Source organism: Bacillota bacterium (assembly GCA_012839765.1).
GTDB lineage: Bacteria > Bacillota > Limnochordia > DUMW01 > DUMW01 > DUMW01.
In genome coordinates, this window is sequence record DUMW01000009.1 from 47,679 (window position 1) to 67,531 (window position 19,853).

A 19,853-nucleotide genomic window follows, 5' to 3' on the forward strand; every position below is an offset into this window, starting at 1 on the left:
TCTGTTTGACATCGACTATTTCAAGGACTATAACGACCATTATGGCCATGTAATGGGGGATGAGAATGTCTGCGTAAGATCGGTGGCGTCTTGTCAGAATGTCTGCGCGGTTTTTGTGGATCTAGCGGCCCGGTATGGAGGAGAGGAGTTTGCCTGTATCTTGTCCGATATGGATCTCGCTGCGGCGGTGGAGACGGCGCAGAGGATCAAAGGTCGGATCCAGGATCTCAAGCTCCCCAACGAGAAATCTCCTGTCACCCCTATGTTACCGCTAGCTTCGGTGTCACCACGGTGACCTACTCTCCAGAACTGTCTCCCGCCAAGATTGTCCACCTGGCGGACCAGCTGCTCTACAAAGCTAAGGTCTTGGGACGCAACTGCATTGAATCTGCCCAGTGGAACCGAGTCTAGTCGACTACTTGGAAAGGGGAGAGTGTGCATTACCCGCCGGTTTTAGGGTGGCAACGTGGGCCCAGACCTGTTGGGGAAATTGACAGCATCTTACCATATGGTATACTGAAGCATACGTCATAGCCTACGGGAAAGTACGTAGCGTTCGGGTTCCATACCCCGGGTATGGTGATTCGGGCGCTTTTTTCTGGAGGAAGTATGGGCAGAAGTATATCAAAGGATTTCTTTCGATATGTCAGCACCAATGTCCTGGGCATGATCGGTCTGTCCTGTTATATCTTCGCGGACACCTTGTTCGTGGCTCGGGGATTGGGGACCAACGGCCTTGCGGCCCTGAACCTTTCTATCTCGATGTATGGTCTGATCTACGCCGGCGGATTGATGATCGGTATCGGCGGTGCCACCCGCTTTGCCATCTTGAAAGCCCGGGGCCAGATAGGGCAGGCAAGGACCGTGTTCACCCACGCCATGGTGGCCGGGATCGTCCTGGGACTTGTTTTTCTCTCGGTAGGTCTTCTCTTCTCGGAACAACTAAGTGTGTTCTTGGGGGCGGACGCAGTCATCTTTGAGATGACCAATACCTACCTAAGAACCATTTTGCTTTTTGGGCCCGCGTTTGTGGTAAACAGTGTCTTGCTTGCCTTTGTGCGCAATGACGGCAATCCAAACTTGGCCATGGCCGGGATGCTTACCAGCAGTTTCGGTAATATCCTACTGGATTACATTCTTATCTTTCCCCTACAGATGGGGATGTTCGGAGCGGCCTTAGCTACGGGTATTGCCTCGGTCATCGGCATTTTCCTTTTACTGCTGCATTTCCGCGGCCCCTGTACCCTTCGACTGCAAGGATGCAGGTTTCAATTCCGGTATTTGCGGGATATGGCTGCCCTGGGATTGTCAACCTTTATCACTGAGATCTCCGGGGGACTGGTGCTGGTGGTGTTCAATCTGACCATTCTAGGCATTGCCGGCAATGTGGGGGTGGCGGCCTACGGTGTGGTGGCAAACCTGGCTTTTATCGCCATGTCTATCTTTACAGGTATTGGCCAGGGTTTGCAGCCCCTGGCCAGTTATAGTCACGGGCGGGGAGAGCCGACGGTTTTGCGGAGAATTCTCTTTTATGGACTGATTACGGTGATGGTGACGGCAGGAGCCATCTACTTGTTGGTTTTAGGGTTTTCAGACGAAATTGTGGCAGCCTTCAATAGGGAGAACAATGTGGAACTGGCCCGCTATGCTAAAGAGGGGTTGTTAATCTATTTTACCGGCTTCATCTTTGCCGGGGCCAACGTCGTGGGAGCGGGATATTGTGCGGCCACGGAGCGGACGGCCCTTTCTTTTGTAATCTCCATCACCCGGGGAGCGGTGGCCATCATTCCCCTAGTTCTCATCCTAGCTCGATGTTTCGGAATGGTGGGGGTCTGGCTTTCCTTCCCCGGGGCGGAAATGGTCACCTTCATGGTCGGGGTAGCCCTAGCGAGCAGAAACAGGTGGACCCAGAAGACCACCGCGGACGGCAGGCTAAGAGCCTAGGCTCCGTACAACAAGGCCCAGGACCTGGAGTCCTGGGCCTTGGCGCGTTCAGTCCCTTTTAATCTCCCAATAGCAACGTTTCGGGGAAACGATCTTACCTTCCTTTTTCAATTTCGCCATGATCTTGTCCACCTCTTTACGTTCCAGACCGGTTCCCTCGGCCACGGCACCGGCGTTCAAAGGACCATCGGCCTTTTCGAAAAACTCCAGTACCACTTGGTAGTTGTCCATGGCATCCATTCCTTTCATATTGGGATGTCTTAATTATAGCTTGTACCGCGGAGAGAATCCAGGTAGGTGAGTTGCACATTAGCGTACTAGCCCCTCCGGAGCGATCGAGACAATCATTCTCCCGCGAACCTGCCCCTTGTTCTTTTGTCAACCAGGGACTGTGGAAGGGAGTATCCTGGAACAAGATCTCCCTTGAACCTTCGTGTATATGAGAGGCGAAACCTCTCATGTTCTTTATCTGATCCGGAACGAAGGAGGTTCCGTAGACTGTACAGTCTCTTGTTTCCAGCACTCTTGTTCTTGTGGAGGAACAATATTTATTTCGCTGGTATTGCGGAACAAAGGCCACTAACGAAGGGGTCATTTGTTGGGAGAATATCGACACTGCAGGTGAATCAGATTTGGTTACAAAGGACTTCCTCCACCGGACCCTTTACTGGTCTAGTGGAGGATAATGGGTAGCAAAGCACGCCATCAATCTCAAGGTTGCACTTGGGAGCAGGGTCACGCTAAAGAACTAAGGAGACTGGTATCAGGGTGACTTTTTCTTTCAAAGGTCTTCCCGCCAACTGGGCTTCCACGTTTGTGGCCGCTAGATATCCTATCCGGTAGCCATCCTGATGGATGGTGGGTAGTTTCGGTGTCAAGTGTTTGGCGATCTCCGAACCATCAAAGCCGATAATGGCCTTAAGGTCGAACCCCTGTGAATGTAGAAGCTTTCTGGCGGAAATGGCAAGATAATCACTGGTGGCAAAGACCGCTGTGCAAAGACTGGCGGCCTTCTCAAATTCCTCAGGATCGATGACGGAACTTTCCACATCGGGCCCGAAACAACCCTTAACTACAAATTCTGGGTTAAACTGGATGCTGCTTTCCTTGAGGGCCTGTTTGTATCCCTCCAATCTGTAGTTGCTCTCGATATGTTGGGGGTCGATGATGATCATAATCTGCCTATGGCCCTTTTCGATCAGGTACTTCGTGGCCTTATATCCTCCGTTGACGTTGTCACTAAGCACCGCGGTGCATTGGGTGTTCTCCGCGTAGGATTGCACATGGCAATGGGGCACTCCCCGTCGGTGCAAAAACTCGCAGAAGTCGGCGCTGATGCGATTTGTCCAGATAATGAGCCCGTCTAGTTGTTTGCCTATCACCATGCGTTCCAAATGTTCTTCGATCTGAGGATGGATCGTGCTGGAGATCATTTCCAAGGAGTATCCCTTCTCCGTCAGACAGCGGCCGATGCCCTGGAGGATGTTGGCGTTGACACTAGCGGAGAAGACAATATATTCTTCGATAACCACGCCAATAACATTGCTTCGCTGCATAGAAAGCCGTTGGGCGGATACATTGGGGTAATAGTTCAGTTCCCTGGCCGCCCGGAGGACTTTCTCCCGGGTGCGGTTGCTAATGGGAATCTGTCCCAGGGACTTGTTGTTCAGAACCCGGGAAACGGTAGCAACGGATACGTTCGCGGCTTTGGCAATATCTCGTAGCGTTACCATTGATTAACAACCCCAATTCCATTGTTGTTGTTACCTAAAAACTTAGTCCATTTGGACGGTTATGTCAATGATATCTTTGACTTAGTCTTACCCCGGTACTCCCAAGAAGTGTAACCGGCTACAAGATTTCATGTGCTGTACTGGAAAGGCTGACGCTTCTGTGAGCGACCATTTCCTAAGGACCGGGACGGTTATCTTATCGCCAGGTAGTCAATTTTTCGCGCTCAACCTCTTTACGAGAGACTTCTCATGGTTTAGACTGGTATATACCAATGTTTTGCGAGGAGGCGCCCGCAGTGGGGAAGAAGATCCTAAACCGTAAAGTAATGGTCATTTTCACGCTCTGGCTTGCCTATGCGGCATTGTATTTGGGAAGACACAACATGGCCATGGTCCTACCTGTCCTGGAGCAGGAACTAGGGTGGAGCCCTGCCATGTCCGGTTTACTGACGGGGATCTTTTTCTGGTGTTATGCCGTTGGCCAGCTGATCAACGGCTATTTGGGGGATCGGTGGGATGCGAAAAGGATCGTTCTTTTCGGGCTGATGGGTAGCTGTGTGGCCAACGCCCTGTTTCCCTTTGTCTCCTATTTTTGGCTCCTGGTGCTGCTGTGGGCCTTTAACGGCTATGTACAATCTAGTGGCTGGGGTCCCATCCTGAAGATTGCTTCCCACTGGACCGAGGAACAGGAACGGACCCGCGTGGCCGGATTCTTGGCTACGTCTGGAATCGCGGGCTTCTTCATTTCCTGGGCGGTCTCCGGCTATTTGTTGCTGGTTGTGAACTGGTACTGGGTCTTTGTTTTGCCCGCTCTCGGCATGGGGCTAGTGAGCGTCTGGTGGTTCATAGGGATGGATAATCACCCCATACAGGAGAGGGAACCGGTGGCTACCAGTTCTTCCGGTGTGTTTGGGGACGTGATGGAGTTTATCAAGTATCCAGGAGTGGTGGGGTTGGGGCTAGTGAGTTTGCTCCAAGGTATGATCCGCAACGGCATCATCCTTTGGACCCCCACTCTGTTGGCCAATACCCTCTTTGGCCGCAATGCGGTCCTGCCGTCCCTTTTGATTCCCTTCTGTGGACTTGTGGGAATTGGGATTGCCACAAGGCTTTTGCTGAGGCTAAAGGGCAATGATCGGGCCGCTATCAGCATCCTCTTAGGCCTTGCGGGAATCGTGGCCTTGTTTTCCATCCTGGCTTTGGTGTGCAAACAGCCCCTGTTGCTGGCCCTTGCCGTTGCCCTAACGTCTGCCCTTACGGAAGGTGCCAATACCATATTGCTTACTTCCATCCCCCTCAAGTTTGCCCATGTGGGCAAACAGTCTACTTTAGCCGGTTACCTTGATTTCGCCTGTTATGTGGGTGGTGCCCTCATGAGCGTCTACACAGGTCTTGTTTTGGAGTTGGGGAATTGGAACGTTATTCTGCTCACCTGGGCGGGAGCCTCTCTTGCTGCAAGCCTGTTCACGTCTCTATCGAAGTTCCAGACCAGCACCGAGATGGTCCGTGATTCATCTAGCGAAGCTCTTTAGACCACAAGAACTGAGGCATGAGGTGTTGAGAATCTCTGCGTCGGTCCTATCTGCAGTGTCAGGGCGCGTCTTCGTTACTCGTGGCGGAGGTCATGATTTAGAAAAAAATAGATAATTGGATACTTGACATCCTTTGGGAACCAAGTTATAGTAGAATTAATAATGTAACCGGTTAACGTATGTGCATTAACATCTGGTCGTGTGGTACAGCGAAGCAGACCTTGGTTCAACGGGTATGGTGTGTCCCACAGGTTTTTGGCGTCTTCGGGATGAAGCGCGGTCTGTCTGTGAGGGTCAATCCTGTGGTAGTAGAGAAAATGCAAGGAAGGGGAGGTCGTGTCCTTGAAAAAACTCTGCAGTCTGCTTGTAATCTTAGCCTTATTCACCGGTTGTATTTACATAGCCACCGACGATGGGCCATACAGGATTTCGGGACGGGTGACCGATTCTTGGGGTAAGGGGATTGGTGGTGTCGTCATCAAACTAGGTGAGGAATTCGGCGAGGTTGTGACCGATGCCGACGGCCTGTGGTGTGTGGAGGGGCTACATGGTGTGGTGAACGTTGTTCCCTTTAAGGAGGAATGGAGTTTCGAGCCGCCCAGTATCACCGTGGTTGCCGAGAATCACGAGGTGGACTTTGTCGGCTTCCAACATCTCTATTTCACCGACTTTACCACGGACGTATCGATCCACTGGTATTTAAATGGTCCGGAGATCCTCCCCACTGGGATGAGCTTCGACGGAGGTTGGGGAACTTACCGGTGGGCCCAACTGACCGGTGAGGCCGCTATCCAGGTTTCAGACGTGATCATCGAGGTGGAAGTGGCGGATATCCGTACCGGAAACGAGAATGCCTTTGTGGAAATCGCCGGACGGACCGATGATCCTTTGGAAGCGGGTGAACGTACCAGCGGGGTGGCCCTGAGGGTTTACGGCAAGGGTTCCACCAATGCGAGAATGGTGCTATACGAGGACGGGGTGGAGATTGGTTCGGTGCAGACGGAACTGTTTCACTGGTAACATGAGACCATTTTTGTGCTGCGGTTGATGCTATATGGAAATCTTGCCATCGGTACGGTGACCCGTGCCTCCGACGGAGCCAGTTGGGAAGTGCGGGGGACCCTTACCAGTACCCTCGGTCCCGGAAACGTGAGACTGCAAGGGCGGGCGTACAACGAAGGACCGTTGATCACGAAAGTGGAGGTGAAGCGGTAGGTCGTTAAGGTACCGTGGTTTCATTCTCTTGCATTGCGGCATTTCCCTTCTGGAAAGGTACTTCGCAGAGGCCGATACAGGACGCAATGGTATATGTCTTTGTGGAGAATATATCGCCTTGGCCTTTACGGTTAAGTTGTTGGGGCAGTGGGATTTCGCTTGGAGGGGCTAATCGGGCAACACTATGGGTCCATTGGGGAAGTTGTGGAGTTGAAAAGTCTAGGAAGGCGGAGGGAATTCCTCATGGGCAGATACTGGGTTCGGATGCTGGTGGTATTGCTGTGGGTCAACCTTTTGCTAATCTCTCCATCGCCGCTAGTTAGGGGTAACGAAAAGGATTACGGAAACGGGGTTGTCCCAAGTTACCACACTGATTTCTCCCTTGATGTGTCGTCAGATTGGGTGCTGGTGGGACCAACGATCCACGTCGGTACAGGAATGGATTTCAGCGGGGGCTGGGGGAAAGTGCGCTGGGCCCAGTTAGATCTGGGGATCCCGTTGGTTGATGTGGCCCTCTGGGCGGAGGTGACCGGGATTGGCACAGGAAATCCGAATGCCTTTGTGGAGATTGGTGCCCGGACCCAGGATGCACACCAGGAGGGCGAGCGCACTAGCGGTGTCTACCTGCGGGTTTATGGTGCCGGTGGACCCAACGCGAGAATCGCCTTGTATGATGCGGGGAAACTCATAGCCGAGAAGGATTCCACCCTCTTTTCCCGTGATGCGGTCTTTACCATGACCCTGATCCTACAAGGCAACACTGCTAGGGCTATCGTCGTGGGTCAAAACGCATCGGATTCCCGCTGGGAGTTGACGGGGATAGTAACCCGTGCCCTTGAACCAGGAAGTGTGAGGTTGCAGGGCTGTGCCTATACCGGGGGACCGGTTATTGCCCAGTTCAAACTGCTCCCGGACCCGACCGAATCTCCAAAGGTGGGAGGGGAGCTGGTGCCCGCCGTATACAAACCGTATGTAAGTGCCATCGACACTGAGCGCCCCATCATCGTGGCCCATACGGACAAACCGTGTACGTTGGATTTTTTCTTGGTTGTCGATTCCCAAAAGGTCTATCAGGCAAGTTCTGTAGGCCAGCACCATTATTTTCCCATCCCTGATGCGGTGTGGATGGTGCCGGGTACATACCAGTACACTCTTCGAATTGGAGAGACTGAGGTGGGCACCTATCAATTCCTAGTGCCTGAAAAGCAGCAGGACACTTTCGCCTTCGCGGTGGTGGGTGATGCGCAAAACGCGTATTCCCCTGAACGAAGGGCGAAGGTGATGGGTGCTTTGGCTGATTTTGATCCGCAGTTTATCCTTCACACCGGGGATCTGCACGCGGGGGTTGGTGACGGTTGGGACTTGTTCGGCCGGGATTGGTGGCTCAACTTCTTTGCCCCCATGTCGTCATACCAAGCTGCGGTGCCCTTCTACCCCGTCCTTGGCAATCATGATGATGAGCTTGTCGGTCAACGGGAGTCCTTTATCCAAGCTTTTCCCCAATTGCCCATGGCAGGATGTTACAGTTTCAAGTTTGGCCAGGCGGCTTTCTTCTTTTTGGATATCCAAAATCAGATCCGGGAGTTCTTCGACAAAGGCCACGACCAATGGTTGCGGGCGGAAGTGGGGAAATATCCGGATGTTCTGTGGCGGATCGTGGTTTTCCACGTGCCACCTTGGAGCGGTGGCCATCGGGGAGAGAACCAGTGGACCGTAGGAAGGCGAGAAGAACTGCTAGAGATTCTGCAGGAACTGGATGTCCATTTGGTGTTTTGTGGCCACGATCACAATTACCAAAGGTCAAGGCCCCTCAGCTTAGCTGACTCCCCGTACCGTCCGGTGCAGTTCGTCATTACAGGTCTCAGCGGCGCGAATTACTACGATGCACAGCCAAGGGAATACCTCGCTCGAGTGGTGAACCGCCAGGATCACTTTTGTCTGGTTGAAGTGGCCCGTGAGGAAATCCGCGTGAGGGTGGTGACACCCGCCGGTGAGGAGATTGACTTTTTTCAGGTGGAACAGGACACAGTAGACGATGTCTATTTCGTTGAGCCCTAGATACTGCGAAGATATTGCGGGGAATTGAGGTCGCGAATTGGAGAGACACCAGGACCCGCTCTGTGCAAGGAACGGCAAGGGCGAGGTGGTGTTGGGCGGAAACTATGTATAGATCATTTTATACTAAAACTGAATAGTTCCAATAGTGAAGGATACAAGAAAGTGTTGGTGATAAAAGTGAACAAATGGCAATTAATAAAATATGGTTTGTTGGTGCTGTGGATGGGAGTTTCGTTCATGTTTGTGGAAGTGGAGGCGGCTATGGTGCAGCAGGATGTGATAAGACAGTCCAGTAGTACCGCCTGTTACTTTGCCCCGGGGGAAGGCTCTATTCCGGGGGTGAAGGTGATGATCGAATCGGATCGTTGTATCTCCATCAATATGGTTAATGTGCAGCTTAGTCCCGAGGAGGTGGAGCGAAATCATTGGTACACCTTGACTGCGCAGGAGGATGAGGCTTACCGGCAACAGGTGCACCCACAGTCCGTATCTTTCCGGCGCCGGGTTTCCGATGTGTCACTGCGGACCAATCGGGTGGAAATCGGCAGTCATATTTTCTTATTATTCGACGAGCCCCTGCGAGAGGGAGTTACATATGAGCTGACTGTCTCGGCAGATTTCCCAGTTGCTATTCAGCCGGTGAAGATCTTGTTTTTACCCGAGGCCAATGTGACCGAAAACATCCGGGTGAACCAAGTGGGGTATTTCCCTCAGATGCCGAAATATGCCATTGTGGGGCAATATATTGGCAGCCTTGGTCCCTTACCCTTGGAGCTGGAGGAGTTCTTCCTGATCCGGGAGTCCGACGGCAAGGCGGTATACAAGGGCCAGGCGGAGCTTCTTCGGGATCATGACCCCCACACGGGACAGAAACTATACAAATTGGACTTCAGTGGTTTTACTACCCCGGGAACCTACCGGGTACTCGTGCTTCAAGTGGGCGTATCCTTTCCCTTCCGCATTGCCGATGATGTCCTGAACCATGTGGGTGCCACTCTCCTGCGTGGACTGGTGACGCAACGTTGCGGCTATGACGGTTTGACCGAAGATTTCACCAGGTTTGCCCGACCCGCCTGCCACACCGATGATGCGTACTTGGATCCAGCGTCTTTGTTGGCGGTGACTCCGGCTAATCCGCCCCACTTGAGCGCTAACTACGACCAGATTCGGCAGATTCCGACCACCAAGGGCCACCACGATGCGGGGGATTATGGCAAATATGTGGTGAATGGCTGCACCTTCGTCTACAGCCTGCTGCAGATGCTGTCCTTGAACTCCAATCTGGCTGGTGATGACTATGGTTTGCCCTTCAGCCAAAACGGAATTCCCGATGTGCTGGAGGAAGTGAAGTGGGAACTAGACTGGCTGGAGACCATGCAGGACCCCGATGATGGCGGTGTCTTTTCCATTGTGAAACCTAGGGGATTTGGGTACGAGTCGGATTTGCCGGCGGTGGTGGGCAATCGGTGGATTTATCCCAAGGATACGGTGACCACGGCCACTTTTGCTGCTGCCTTGGCCCATGCTGCCCGTCATCCATTAATCAAGCAGTATTATCCAGAGGATGCTGAGCGTTACCTGGAGAAGGCGCAGTTTGCCTGGTCCTACCTTGCAGCCACCGATCATTACCCGGAGTTTCATCACTATGGAGCCATCTGGGGTGATGCTGATGATCGGGTATGGGCGGCGGTGGAGCTTTACCTGACTACGGGGAAGGAAGTCTACCACGAGTATTTCCTACTGAACCACCGACCTGAGGAACGACGCTGGGGTTGGGTACCTTTGTTTGCGAGCTACGGCAACGCCACCCGTTCCTATGTCCTGGATCAGGGTCAGCCCAAGGATGAACGGATGCTCCAACGTTGTCTCAACGAGCTGCGACGGACCGCGGAGACCTTCGTACGAAATACCGTCCAAAGGGGTTACGGATTTTCCATGGATAACGAGCCCCTTCGACACGGGAGCTACGGCTGGTATTTCCCTACCTCTGAACATGCTTATGATCTGCTTCTGGCCTACGAGGTTTTCGGAGACAGCCGGTATCTGGAGACGGCCCTAGCCAATATGAACTACGAGTTGGGAGTTAACGCCCAATCCTATGTACAGATCACCGGATTGGGCTGGAAACGGGTAATGGATCTGGTGGACCAGCAGCATCGTTATGGTGATTTCTTTGAGCCCCGGGTGGGCCTACCCCTGGGTGCGGGCAGCAGTGGGATTTACCACATTGCCCATCTGGGTGACCTGGAACCCCATACCTACCCGGCCAACTATCCCTTGCTGGCCCGGTTCTACGAAGGGTGGAATGTGCAGTCCGAGTTTACCCTCGACGCCTGGGCCCGGATCACTGCCAGTTATCTATACTTTTACAAGGACAAGGGTACGGTCAATCAGCCGCCGACCCTTGAGGTGGAGTACACTGTGGATCCCAAAGTGCCTGGTCTGATACATTTCCACGCCAAAGCTTCCGACCCCGATGGAGAGGTGGTGTCCCTGTTCTGGGACTTTGACGATGAAGCCTGGGCCCTTGGGTCAGAGGTAAGCCATCAGTTTAGCCGTCCGAGCCGGAACTATCGTGTTTTGTCCGCGCTGTGGATAACGATGGTGGATACACCTATCAATACTTGGAGGTAAATCCCTCGACGGAGGAAAACACCGGACCCTTTGTGGTCTACGAGGACCAGTTTGATACCAGCGCGGGGTTGATGCCCCAGGGGGAAGCGGGCGTGGAGATTGTGGATGGTAAGGCCGTCCTTACAGGCAGGTCCTTAGATCCTGACTATGTGGTGATCGGACCGGTGAAAGTGGACTTTGATCAGGGTTTAACCATTGAATTTGTGGTTTCCGAAGTGACCCCTGGTGCTCATTGGAATTTTAACATTGGGTTCAAAGAAAACTGGTGGAACGGACCCCACATGAGGCCCTACGGTACTGATATGATCTTCTTCCCCCGGCACGTGATCAGTAGCATGAACCAACTGGCCAGCAACCAGGTGGGCGGTCTGAGTGGTGAACAGACCCTGTGGTTCACCTTTGATGTACGGAACGGTTCCATCACTGTGGACTATCTGAGAATAACGGCCGAATAGGCTGTAGGTTGATTCTCTATGGCGGTATTGTGGGTCCGAGTATACCGGGAAGGGCTTTATCCGTTTAGTGACTATTATGGAAAGGAGATTTCCCATGCACCGAGTGGTCCCGTTGGTCATGCTGCTATTAGTGCTTCCTTGCTGGGTTGCGGCGGAAGAACTGATCTACTTCACTGACTTCTCTAGCGATGTCTCCGCAGATTGGTATTTGAACGGCCCAGAGATTTCCCGCGAGGGTATGAGCTTTGATGGCGGCTGGGGTGTTTACCGGTGGGCTCAACTGAGGGAAGGGCTTGTGAAACTCAGTGACGTGACGATTGAGGTGGAGGTTGTGGATATCCGCACAGGTAATGAAAACGCCTTCGTGGAGATTGCGGGGAGGACCCATGATCCCTTGCTGGCTGGGGAACGGACCAGTGGAGTGGCGGTACGGGTCTTCGGGAAAGGCCCTAGCAATGCAAAGATGGTGCTATATGACAACGGTGTGGAGATTGCCACCGTGCAGACGGAACTGTTTCATTGGCAGTATGAGAATACCTTTGTCCTGTCTCTGGTGTTGAGTGGTAATAAGGCAATGGCCACGGTGACCCGACTTCGGGATGGGGCCAGTTGGCAAGTGAGTGGGACTATCACTAAAAGCCTTGGTCCAGGAAATGTGCGTATTCAAGGGCGAGCCTACAACGAAGGGCCGCTCGTAACCAAAGTGACGGTGAGACAGTAGGCGACGTACTTGTTCCCGGTCAGGGGTAAGGCGGAACCCCTGACCATCCTCAGACTACTGCTCTGAGGATGGTTGGGGAAAGGGTTGGTGCAATGAAGGAAGACGGTGTTTCGGGTGGAGGCGCACACAGGTCGTGGCGGTGAGGAAAAATAGTGCTTCATCGAGTGTCAAAGGTCTTTTTCGTAGTTATCATACCAAAATACAAGGGGTAATCATCCCATGGGTAGGTTGGTTTGCAGGCTAGTTCTGGTGTTTAAAGGCGAAGAGTCAAAATGAAAAAGGAGGGCTAATCCATGTTCAAGCGGTTATTCTACATCGGGTTGTTGGGTATGGTGGTGCTGGCTGTCGTGCCGGTGATGGCCGAACAGATGGAGATCACCGTTTTGGAAAATGTGCTGGAGGGGTTGGAACCGGAGGAGATCGTTGCGGAGTTTGAGGCCCTGTATCCGCAAATTAAGGTCAATTTAGTCCAAAGCCCAGATATGAACCTCCAGGAAACCTTGACCACCTGGTTGCTGGGTGGAATTGCTCCGGACATCTTTGTGGGTTGGCGGGTCTTTCCCATTGAGTGGGCTCTGAATGGCTTTCTGTTGGAACTGGATCCGTATATTGAGAAATATATGACTGATGAGGACATTGCCGAATACGCGCCGGCCCAGTACCAGTTCATCAATGTGCAGGGTAAGCAGTATGGGATTCCTAAGTACATGGGAACCGTAGCCACTTATTACAACCGCCGGTTGTTTGCCGAGGCAGGTATCCCCGAGCCTACCCGGGACACCTGGACCTGGGAGACTCTGCGGAATACGGCCATGAAACTGACTGTCCGAGACGGAATGGAGATCAAACGATATGGCTTTTTCACCCTTTATAACTATGATCGGATAAACTACTGGATCCGGCAAGGCGGTGGGTACATTCAACGTCCTGATAGACCTAACGAGGTAGCCATCAACGAACCGGAGGCCTTGGCAGCATTGGAATTCCTCTACCGGTTGGCCCATGAGGACCAGGTGTACCTGATAGACTGGTGGCCTGCGGATGAAAAGTTTGCGGGAGAACATTTGGCAATCTGGGAAGAGGGTGTTTGGAGTCTGAAGCGGATTTGTGACACCGGCATGGATCCCAGTCATATCGGTATTTGTGAGCTGGCGGTGGGACCGGGGGGAAGAGCCTCTTTGGTAAACAATGATGTCTTTGTGGTCAATTCCGGTGCTAAACATCCTGAAGCGGCCTTCCTGTTCTTGCGCTTCATCACTAGTCCCGAGATCAATGCGCGGCGGGCCCAAAGTGGATTGGTGCCAGCCACCCGTTCCACTGCTGGATCTTGGATCCAGTACGCGGCGGATACCTTTAAGCTGCCCGCACAGCACCTGATGTCCTTCATTTACGCGGCAGATTACGCGTATACGGCACCAATCTTCAACAATCAGGGTCTAGTGGACCAATATTTCAAGGAGATCTGCGATCGGATCTTTGTCTTTGGTGAGTCACCAACGGGGGTGATCAATTCCGTAATCTCTGCCCTCAATGCTATTGTCAAGTGATGGCGATAAGAGAATCGATGGCTTGGACGAAAGGAGACTTCCTATGCGTAAACTTGTGGTTTTGGTCTTACTCGTAGTGGCACTCTCGGGGTGGTGCCGGGCTGCGGAACCGGTGGTAGTTTTTGAGGAAACCTTTTCCTCTACCAAGGGATGGGGAACTGATCACGGGGGCACTGTTGAGGTGGTGGACCACAAAGGTGTGTTTGGGGGAGGGGCGGATAAGGAAGGTACGATCTTCACCGTGGCACCGATCAGGGTCGACTTGGATGAGGGGTTGACCTTTGAGGTGGTGGTTTCCGAGGTGGAACCGGGTGCCCAATGGCGGATCATGATGGGAGCCGGGGAAGGCTGGTGGTCCGCCCCTAATTTCCACGTGGATACCTGGCGTCCCTCCACCGAACCGGAGGAAAGGTCTGTGGACATTACCGCTTTGGCTGCGGAGGTCGGCCTTTCCGGTCCCCAGGACCTTTGGATCGTGTTTTGGGTGAAAGACGGGCGGATTACTGTGGAACAGTTGCGACTGATCAGTCGCGAACCGAAGCCGGTGGCTTCCAAGGATCCGGAGCTGGTCTTTGAGCAAGACTTCGTCTCTTCCTTGGGTGTGTCCGCCTATGATGGGGCCGAGTACCGAGTGGAACAGCAGAAGGGGATTATGAAGAATTCGAGTATGGATCCGGCCTATGTGGTCTTTGGTCCTGTCCTTGTTGATCTGGATGAGGAACTGACCCTGGATTATAGTATTGTCCACATTACTCCGGGGGCCATGTGGAACCTTAATATTGGCTATAAAGAACAGTGGTGGCAGGGACCTCACCTGCGACCCTATGGCACAGATATGATCTTCAGCCTACGGAGTGGCTCGGTGAACCTCTCGACATTGGCTAGAAAAGAGGGTCTTGCCGGTGAGCAACGTCTCTATTTTGTCTTCGATGTACGTAACGGCGAAATTACTATAGATAGTTTTCGGATCCTTAAAAACCAATGAGAGAGAAGGGGAGGGTTTCTCCCCTTCTCTCTACAGCAGGGGAGGCCGCAGGGATGAAGACTGAGTTGCGCAATCTGAAGGGAAGGGTTGTCATCTATGTGGATGGGCATCCCTACCATGGGATATTTTGCTCCAGTTCCGCCCAACACGTGGACAACTTCTTGGACGCGGGCTTTCAAGTGATTGATACCCATCCCGGCACACCTTTGGGCTGGCTCGATCTGGATACCTTTGATTATTCCACTACCGACCGGAAAATTCGTTCCTACTTGGAGAAGAAGCATGATGCTCTACTCATTGTTCGGTTTTGGTTAGGCTACGACGACCTTTCCCAACCGGGTCACTGGTGGTTGAAGAGATTTCCCCAGGACTTGACAGTCACCTACCATGGTTCAACACGCCCTAGCTTTCCTACCTTTGCTTCACAGCAATGGCAAAGGGCTGCAGCTCGTGCGTTGCATAACGTGATTAGCTATCTTGAGGAGAAATACTCCGATAGAATATTTGCCTATGTACCGGGGGGAGGACCGTGCGGCGAGTGGTTCCACTGGTTTACCTATTGGCTGGAGTCTAACCAGGATCCAGATGACTACAGTGAACCTATGCGTAGAGGCTTTGCGGAGTACTTGGCGGATCTGTACCAGGGGAACATCGAGGCCTTGAACCATAGCTGGCATACCACTTTTGGGTCCTTCGACGAGATCACCCTTCCTACACCGAAACAACGCACCACTCCCCTGTGGGGTAGTCTACGAGATCCGTACCGGGAACGTTTTGTCCTGGATTTTTACCAATATTACAATGGTCTGGTAGCCGATGTTTTGATTCAATGGAGTAAGGCGGCCAAAGAAGCCACGAAGTTTCAAAAACTGGTTTTTGTCTTTTATGGTTATCAATGGGTGTCCAGCGCACGGCACAGTCTGGCTCGGTCCGGGCACCTGGATTTAGCCCGGATTCTCCAGTGTGACTTCATCGATGGCATTGTAGCCCCGTACATTTATGACTGCCGTAAGCTTGGCGGGGTGGTCTCCTCCCAGACCGTGCCGGGTTCAGTTAGGCAGGGAAAAAAGCTCTTGATTAACGAACTAGATTTGGTCACCCACCGGGGCCAGGGGTGGATGTATCCGGCCAAGCAGCCTTCCACTGCCCAGGAGACCGTGGAGATCATGAAACGGGATCTGGCCTATAGTCTAGCTCAGGGAGCTGCCTGTTGGTTCATGGATCTCCACGGAGGCATGTTCGACGATCCGGAGCTCATCGCTGGCTTGCGCCAGGTGCGGGAGGTGGGGGAAGAACTGTGGCTGAAGGTGGGAGAACCCCAGGGGGAAGTGGCGGTCATCCTTCACGAACAGGCCAGTTTGTACTTCGGGGAGGGAGAACCCTTCTTGGCGCCCCTATTTAACTTGTTCAAGGTTTGGGAACTGGAGCGGATGGGACTGCCCTTTGTGGATTTGGTCCTCTCCAGTCTGGCGGACCATCCTAAAGACTACAAAGTATACATCATCCCCAATGCCGTCTTCTTGTCGGATGAAGAACGGCGGTTGATTAAGGAAAGGTGTTGTACCAAAGGAAACACTGTCATTTGGTGCTATGCTGCAGGGGTCCTGGATCGGGAACATTTCTCCATTGCCCTGATGGAGGAATTGACAGGCATGAGGCTGGGTTATACGATGGAGCCGGGGGAGCTTACCGTCAGCCTTACTAACGAAGTCCACCCCTATTTAGAAGGTCTGTCACCCGGATTGACCTATGGGACCAAAGGTTCCTATCTTTGTCCAGAGGAGATCAGGGAGCAGACACTCCTGAATATCTATCCGGAGCAGTTTTCCATCGCCCCCCGGATCTGGGTGACCGACGATGCGGTCACGGTGTTGGGGACCATAGAGGATCTGCGAAAACCGGGTCTGGCCGTGAAAAGGATGCCCGGCTGGATTTCGGTGTTCTCCGCTGCTCCCATGATCCCCAAGGAGATTCTGCGGAATATTGCCAAAGCCGCAGGCTGTCATGTGTATACGGAGTTTCCAGGACAACTGATGGCCGCGGAGAACCTGGTGGGTTTCTATGCCCACAAGACCGGTCTCTGCCGGATTCATCTCCCTATTTTGGCCCGCGTTACCGATGCCTTTACCAGGAAGGTCATCCACGATGGCACCAAGGAAGTGGTCTTGCCGGTAAAGGAGAATACCACCACTTTGTTATATCTGGAAAAGCTGTTAGAATCCTAGGTTCCTGAGTTCTCGCGAGTCTGTTGTGAGAAGGGAGGGCGGAGGTATGGAGCGCCTATGTCGGCTTATCCTACATATCAGGGATGAGGAAGGAGCGCCCCGTCTTGCCCGCTGCTATGTTTGGTCTTCGGGGGAACGTCCGAAAGTGGGGGAAGGGGATCCCGACAACAACCGGTGTCCCGGCGTGTTTTTTGGTAGTACAATCCAGGTTTTCATTCCCTTGGATGTACCGGTGCAGGTGGAGGTGTACCACGGCTTTAATTGGAGTGTTTGGCGGAAGACGTTTCAAACCGCCGAAGAGGAACTGGAAATGACAGTCACCCTCCAGAGGTTCTGGGAACACCCCCGTTGGGTCTGTGGTGAAAGCCATTCCCACATTGCCCGGGGGGAAGGGAATCTTGGTCGCTCTGGGTCCTTTTCCTGGGTAAGGACCCTGTGTCTGGCTGACGGATTGGACTACTACCAGCCAGGATATCCCTGGCCCGGGTATAGTCCCCAGGATAACGAAGCCGTTGATCTGTCCCGCGTTAAGGAGAAACTAGAAAGGCTCAGTGATGAGGCTCTCCTTTTGGCACCGGGTTGTGAGTTTCCCAAAACACGTTTTGGTCACTTGTGCTGGGTAAACTTGGAAGGTATCCGTCTCACCGTTGCTGAATGTTTCGATGCCTCCTGGGAAGACTGGCTCTTCAACAGTCGACCCGGTCAAACCCCTAGGGATTTCCCCTATGGACTACTATCCCTAGCGGAGATAATTGCAAAGCACCGCCAGGGGAGAGAGTTCTGTTTCTTTGCCCATCCCACCAGTTGGTGGTGGTATGGAGATAAATTTGTTCCCAACATCGCAGCGGAGCTGCCCTACCTGACCATGGCGGGACCCCTCTACGACGGGCTCGTGGTCATGGGTTACCAGGCCGATCACCTCTATTACCAGAACTTGTGGTTCCACCTTTTGAACCTGGGTTATCGCATTACGGGAGTGGCAGAGGTGGATGCGGTCTGGGGGCGGAAGGATTTCGATCTGCCGGGCAAATACCGCAACTACACCTTTTCCTCCAAGCGAACCATGGAAGAGATTGCCCTGGGACTGAGGCAGGGGCGTAACCTGGTCACCTCTGGTCCCTTTGTGGGCTTATCAGCCAATGGCCGACACTTGCCCGGGGACCTTATACCCGAGGGCGATTATGAGTTTTCCATTACCTGTTGGTCCAGTGGAGATCCGCAGGAACGACTCAGTTATGTGGTTTTGTATCGAAACGGTAGGCCCTTCAGGGTATGGGATCTTAGGAGCAAGATTGTTCGTTACTTTGAAGAGAAGGTCACTGTCCGCGAGGACTCTCCTGCCTGGTACTTGGTGAAATGCTATGGTTCCGAGGCTCCGGAGGAGGCTACATTGGATCTGATGAGATTTCTGCCGGAGCATCCGGGTTACATCCCAAAACGGGTAAGCCAGGTAGCCCTGACCAATCCCATCTATATTCGGCCGGTAGGACACCCTAGTCCCCAAGCCTACAGTGCCAAGGTGCGGGGATTCGTCACCGACCGGCACGAAAGACCTCTTTCCGGATGGGTATGGATCCTAGATCCCGTGGATCAGGAGAGTCGGAGGGAGCAATTCACTAGCGGTGAATTCTGCATCCAGGTTCCTCTAACGGCTTACGTAGAAGTGCAGGTGGATGGTTACGTCTCCCAGCGACGTTCCGTTCGTTTTGATTGTCCAGCCTTGGTGGAGACCATCGAGTCTGTGTATATGGGGAAGTTTAACCAAGAGAGGCGCTGGGCGCCGGGGCAGCTTTTGTTTGAACACCTGGGATGGGATGTGATTGAAAAGGCCCTGGGGGAGATTACGTGGCTTTTCAGATTGGAGGAAGGTTGATGAAGATCCTGAGGGATTATCACATTCATACAGAAAAATCCGCGTGCGGCCATGCCAGCAACCAGACCCGGGCTATTCTAGACAAAGTGGCCAACCTCGGGTATGACAGTATCGGCCTAAGCGATCATTTGCACCCCGGAACCGATCGGAAAATCTTCCAACAGGTGAAAGGGGAAATCCAGCAGTGGCGGGAACAGAATGCCCAGGTCCCCATGGAAGTCCTCATCGGTTGCGAAGCCGACGTATTAGCTCCAGGGGTGGTGACTATCGACCTTAGCTTTGCTACTATCTTCGATTATGTCATTGTGTCCCCCAACCATTATCACTTGGCTTGGGTGGAAAAACCGCCCTGTAAGACAGCTACCCTGGAACAATGCATTGAACACCTGTTGGCTACCCATCTTACCGCGGCCAACCCTCCAGCGCAAATCATTGCCCATCCCTTCACCTACGGGTGTTCAAGGTTTGCTGAGTTGGTGGACCATCTTGATGCCGACAGATTGTGGCCTCTCATCCACAGGGCAAAGGTCAACCAGGTGGCTATGGAGATTAGTTCGGGTGCCGTGAACAGTCCCCATCAAGAGTTTGTTCAGAAGTTCTATACCCTGTGCCTGGAAAACGGAGTGAAACTTTGTCCGGGCAGTGACGCTCATCGACTTGAGGATGTCGGGGAGTTGGCCTTCATCGAGTCCTATCTGGAACGACTTGGCGCTGGACCGGAGAACTTGCTGCGCCTGCATCCGAAGAATAAAAGGTGAGCCCCGTCGCGCGTAAGGAGCGATGCACGAGAAAGGTGGCACTGCAAAAAGTCTCGTGCCACACGCGATCTCATGCTGCAGAAGGTTCCAGTAGAGAACTACTGTGGTTTGCTATACGGACTGCCACTCGGGCACAAAGGTGCTGAATCGAAGGACTTGGCAAATCTAGGATT

At 53.0% G+C, this 19,853-nt stretch carries 16 protein-coding genes; 14 read left to right on the top strand and 2 right to left on the bottom strand.

What is annotated here, in order from left to right; all coding sequences use genetic code 11:
- Position 1: 1 nt before the first annotated feature.
- Together GXX57_00825 and GXX57_00830 are read left to right on the top strand one after the other, a co-directional pair.
- A complete protein-coding gene (locus GXX57_00825; protein ID HHV43197.1) occupies positions 2-295 on the top strand; it encodes a GGDEF domain-containing protein in 294 nt (97 codons plus the stop codon).
- A gap of 314 nt (positions 296-609) precedes the next feature.
- Entirely contained in the window at positions 610-1,944 is a 1,335-nt protein-coding gene (locus tag GXX57_00830) for an MATE family efflux transporter (GenBank protein ID HHV43198.1), read from the top strand.
- Positions 1,945-1,992: 48 nt separating this feature from the next.
- Here GXX57_00830 and GXX57_00835 read toward each other — a convergent pair whose 3' ends face one another.
- Complete coding sequence (locus GXX57_00835; GenBank protein ID HHV43199.1) at positions 1,993-2,175, bottom strand: MarR family transcriptional regulator; 183 nt, start codon at positions 2,173-2,175, stop codon at positions 1,993-1,995.
- Between the two features lie 509 nt (positions 2,176-2,684).
- Complete coding sequence (locus tag GXX57_00840; protein ID HHV43200.1) at positions 2,685-3,677, bottom strand: LacI family transcriptional regulator; 993 nt, start codon at positions 3,675-3,677, stop codon at positions 2,685-2,687.
- A gap of 296 nt (positions 3,678-3,973) precedes the next feature.
- On the opposite strand from GXX57_00840, the gene GXX57_00845 reads away from it, so the two are divergent.
- From GXX57_00845 to GXX57_00900, 12 genes are all read left to right on the top strand, one after another.
- Positions 3,974-5,209, top strand: a complete 1,236-nt coding sequence (locus GXX57_00845) for an MFS transporter (GenBank protein HHV43201.1) — start codon at positions 3,974-3,976, stop codon at positions 5,207-5,209.
- A gap of 342 nt (positions 5,210-5,551) precedes the next feature.
- Positions 5,552-6,229: a hypothetical protein gene (locus GXX57_00850; GenBank protein ID HHV43202.1), complete on the top strand. Its 678-nt coding sequence runs from the start codon at positions 5,552-5,554 to the stop codon at positions 6,227-6,229.
- Between the two features lie 15 nt (positions 6,230-6,244).
- Positions 6,245-6,424: a hypothetical protein gene (locus GXX57_00855; GenBank protein ID HHV43203.1), complete on the top strand. Its 180-nt coding sequence runs from the start codon at positions 6,245-6,247 to the stop codon at positions 6,422-6,424.
- A 243-nt stretch (positions 6,425-6,667) separates the two neighbouring features.
- Positions 6,668-8,482 (top strand): hypothetical protein, encoded by a 1,815-nt coding sequence (locus GXX57_00860; protein HHV43204.1) that lies wholly within the window; start codon positions 6,668-6,670, stop codon positions 8,480-8,482.
- 237 nt (positions 8,483-8,719) lie between these two features.
- Positions 8,720-11,116, top strand: coding sequence for a hypothetical protein (locus GXX57_00865; GenBank protein ID HHV43205.1), 2,397 nt, complete (start codon positions 8,720-8,722; stop codon positions 11,114-11,116).
- Positions 11,074-11,571, top strand: a complete 498-nt coding sequence (locus GXX57_00870; GenBank protein ID HHV43206.1) for a hypothetical protein — start codon at positions 11,074-11,076, stop codon at positions 11,569-11,571. Before GXX57_00865 ends, GXX57_00870 begins: the two co-directional genes overlap by 43 nt.
- A gap of 94 nt (positions 11,572-11,665) precedes the next feature.
- Entirely contained in the window at positions 11,666-12,292 is a 627-nt protein-coding gene (locus GXX57_00875) for a hypothetical protein (GenBank protein ID HHV43207.1), read from the top strand.
- A gap of 293 nt (positions 12,293-12,585) precedes the next feature.
- Entirely contained in the window at positions 12,586-13,839 is a 1,254-nt protein-coding gene (locus GXX57_00880; protein HHV43208.1) for a sugar ABC transporter substrate-binding protein, read from the top strand.
- A 43-nt stretch (positions 13,840-13,882) separates the two neighbouring features.
- A complete protein-coding gene (locus GXX57_00885) occupies positions 13,883-14,824 on the top strand; it encodes a hypothetical protein (protein ID HHV43209.1) in 942 nt (313 codons plus the stop codon).
- Between the two features lie 53 nt (positions 14,825-14,877).
- Positions 14,878-17,049 (top strand): hypothetical protein, encoded by a 2,172-nt coding sequence (locus tag GXX57_00890; protein HHV43210.1) that lies wholly within the window; start codon positions 14,878-14,880, stop codon positions 17,047-17,049.
- A gap of 46 nt (positions 17,050-17,095) precedes the next feature.
- Positions 17,096-18,922, top strand: coding sequence for a CehA/McbA family metallohydrolase (locus GXX57_00895; protein HHV43211.1), 1,827 nt, complete (start codon positions 17,096-17,098; stop codon positions 18,920-18,922).
- Complete coding sequence (locus GXX57_00900) at positions 18,922-19,680, top strand: hypothetical protein (GenBank protein ID HHV43212.1); 759 nt, start codon at positions 18,922-18,924, stop codon at positions 19,678-19,680. Before GXX57_00895 ends, GXX57_00900 begins: the two co-directional genes overlap by 1 nt.
- The last annotated feature ends 173 nt before the right edge of the window (positions 19,681-19,853 follow it).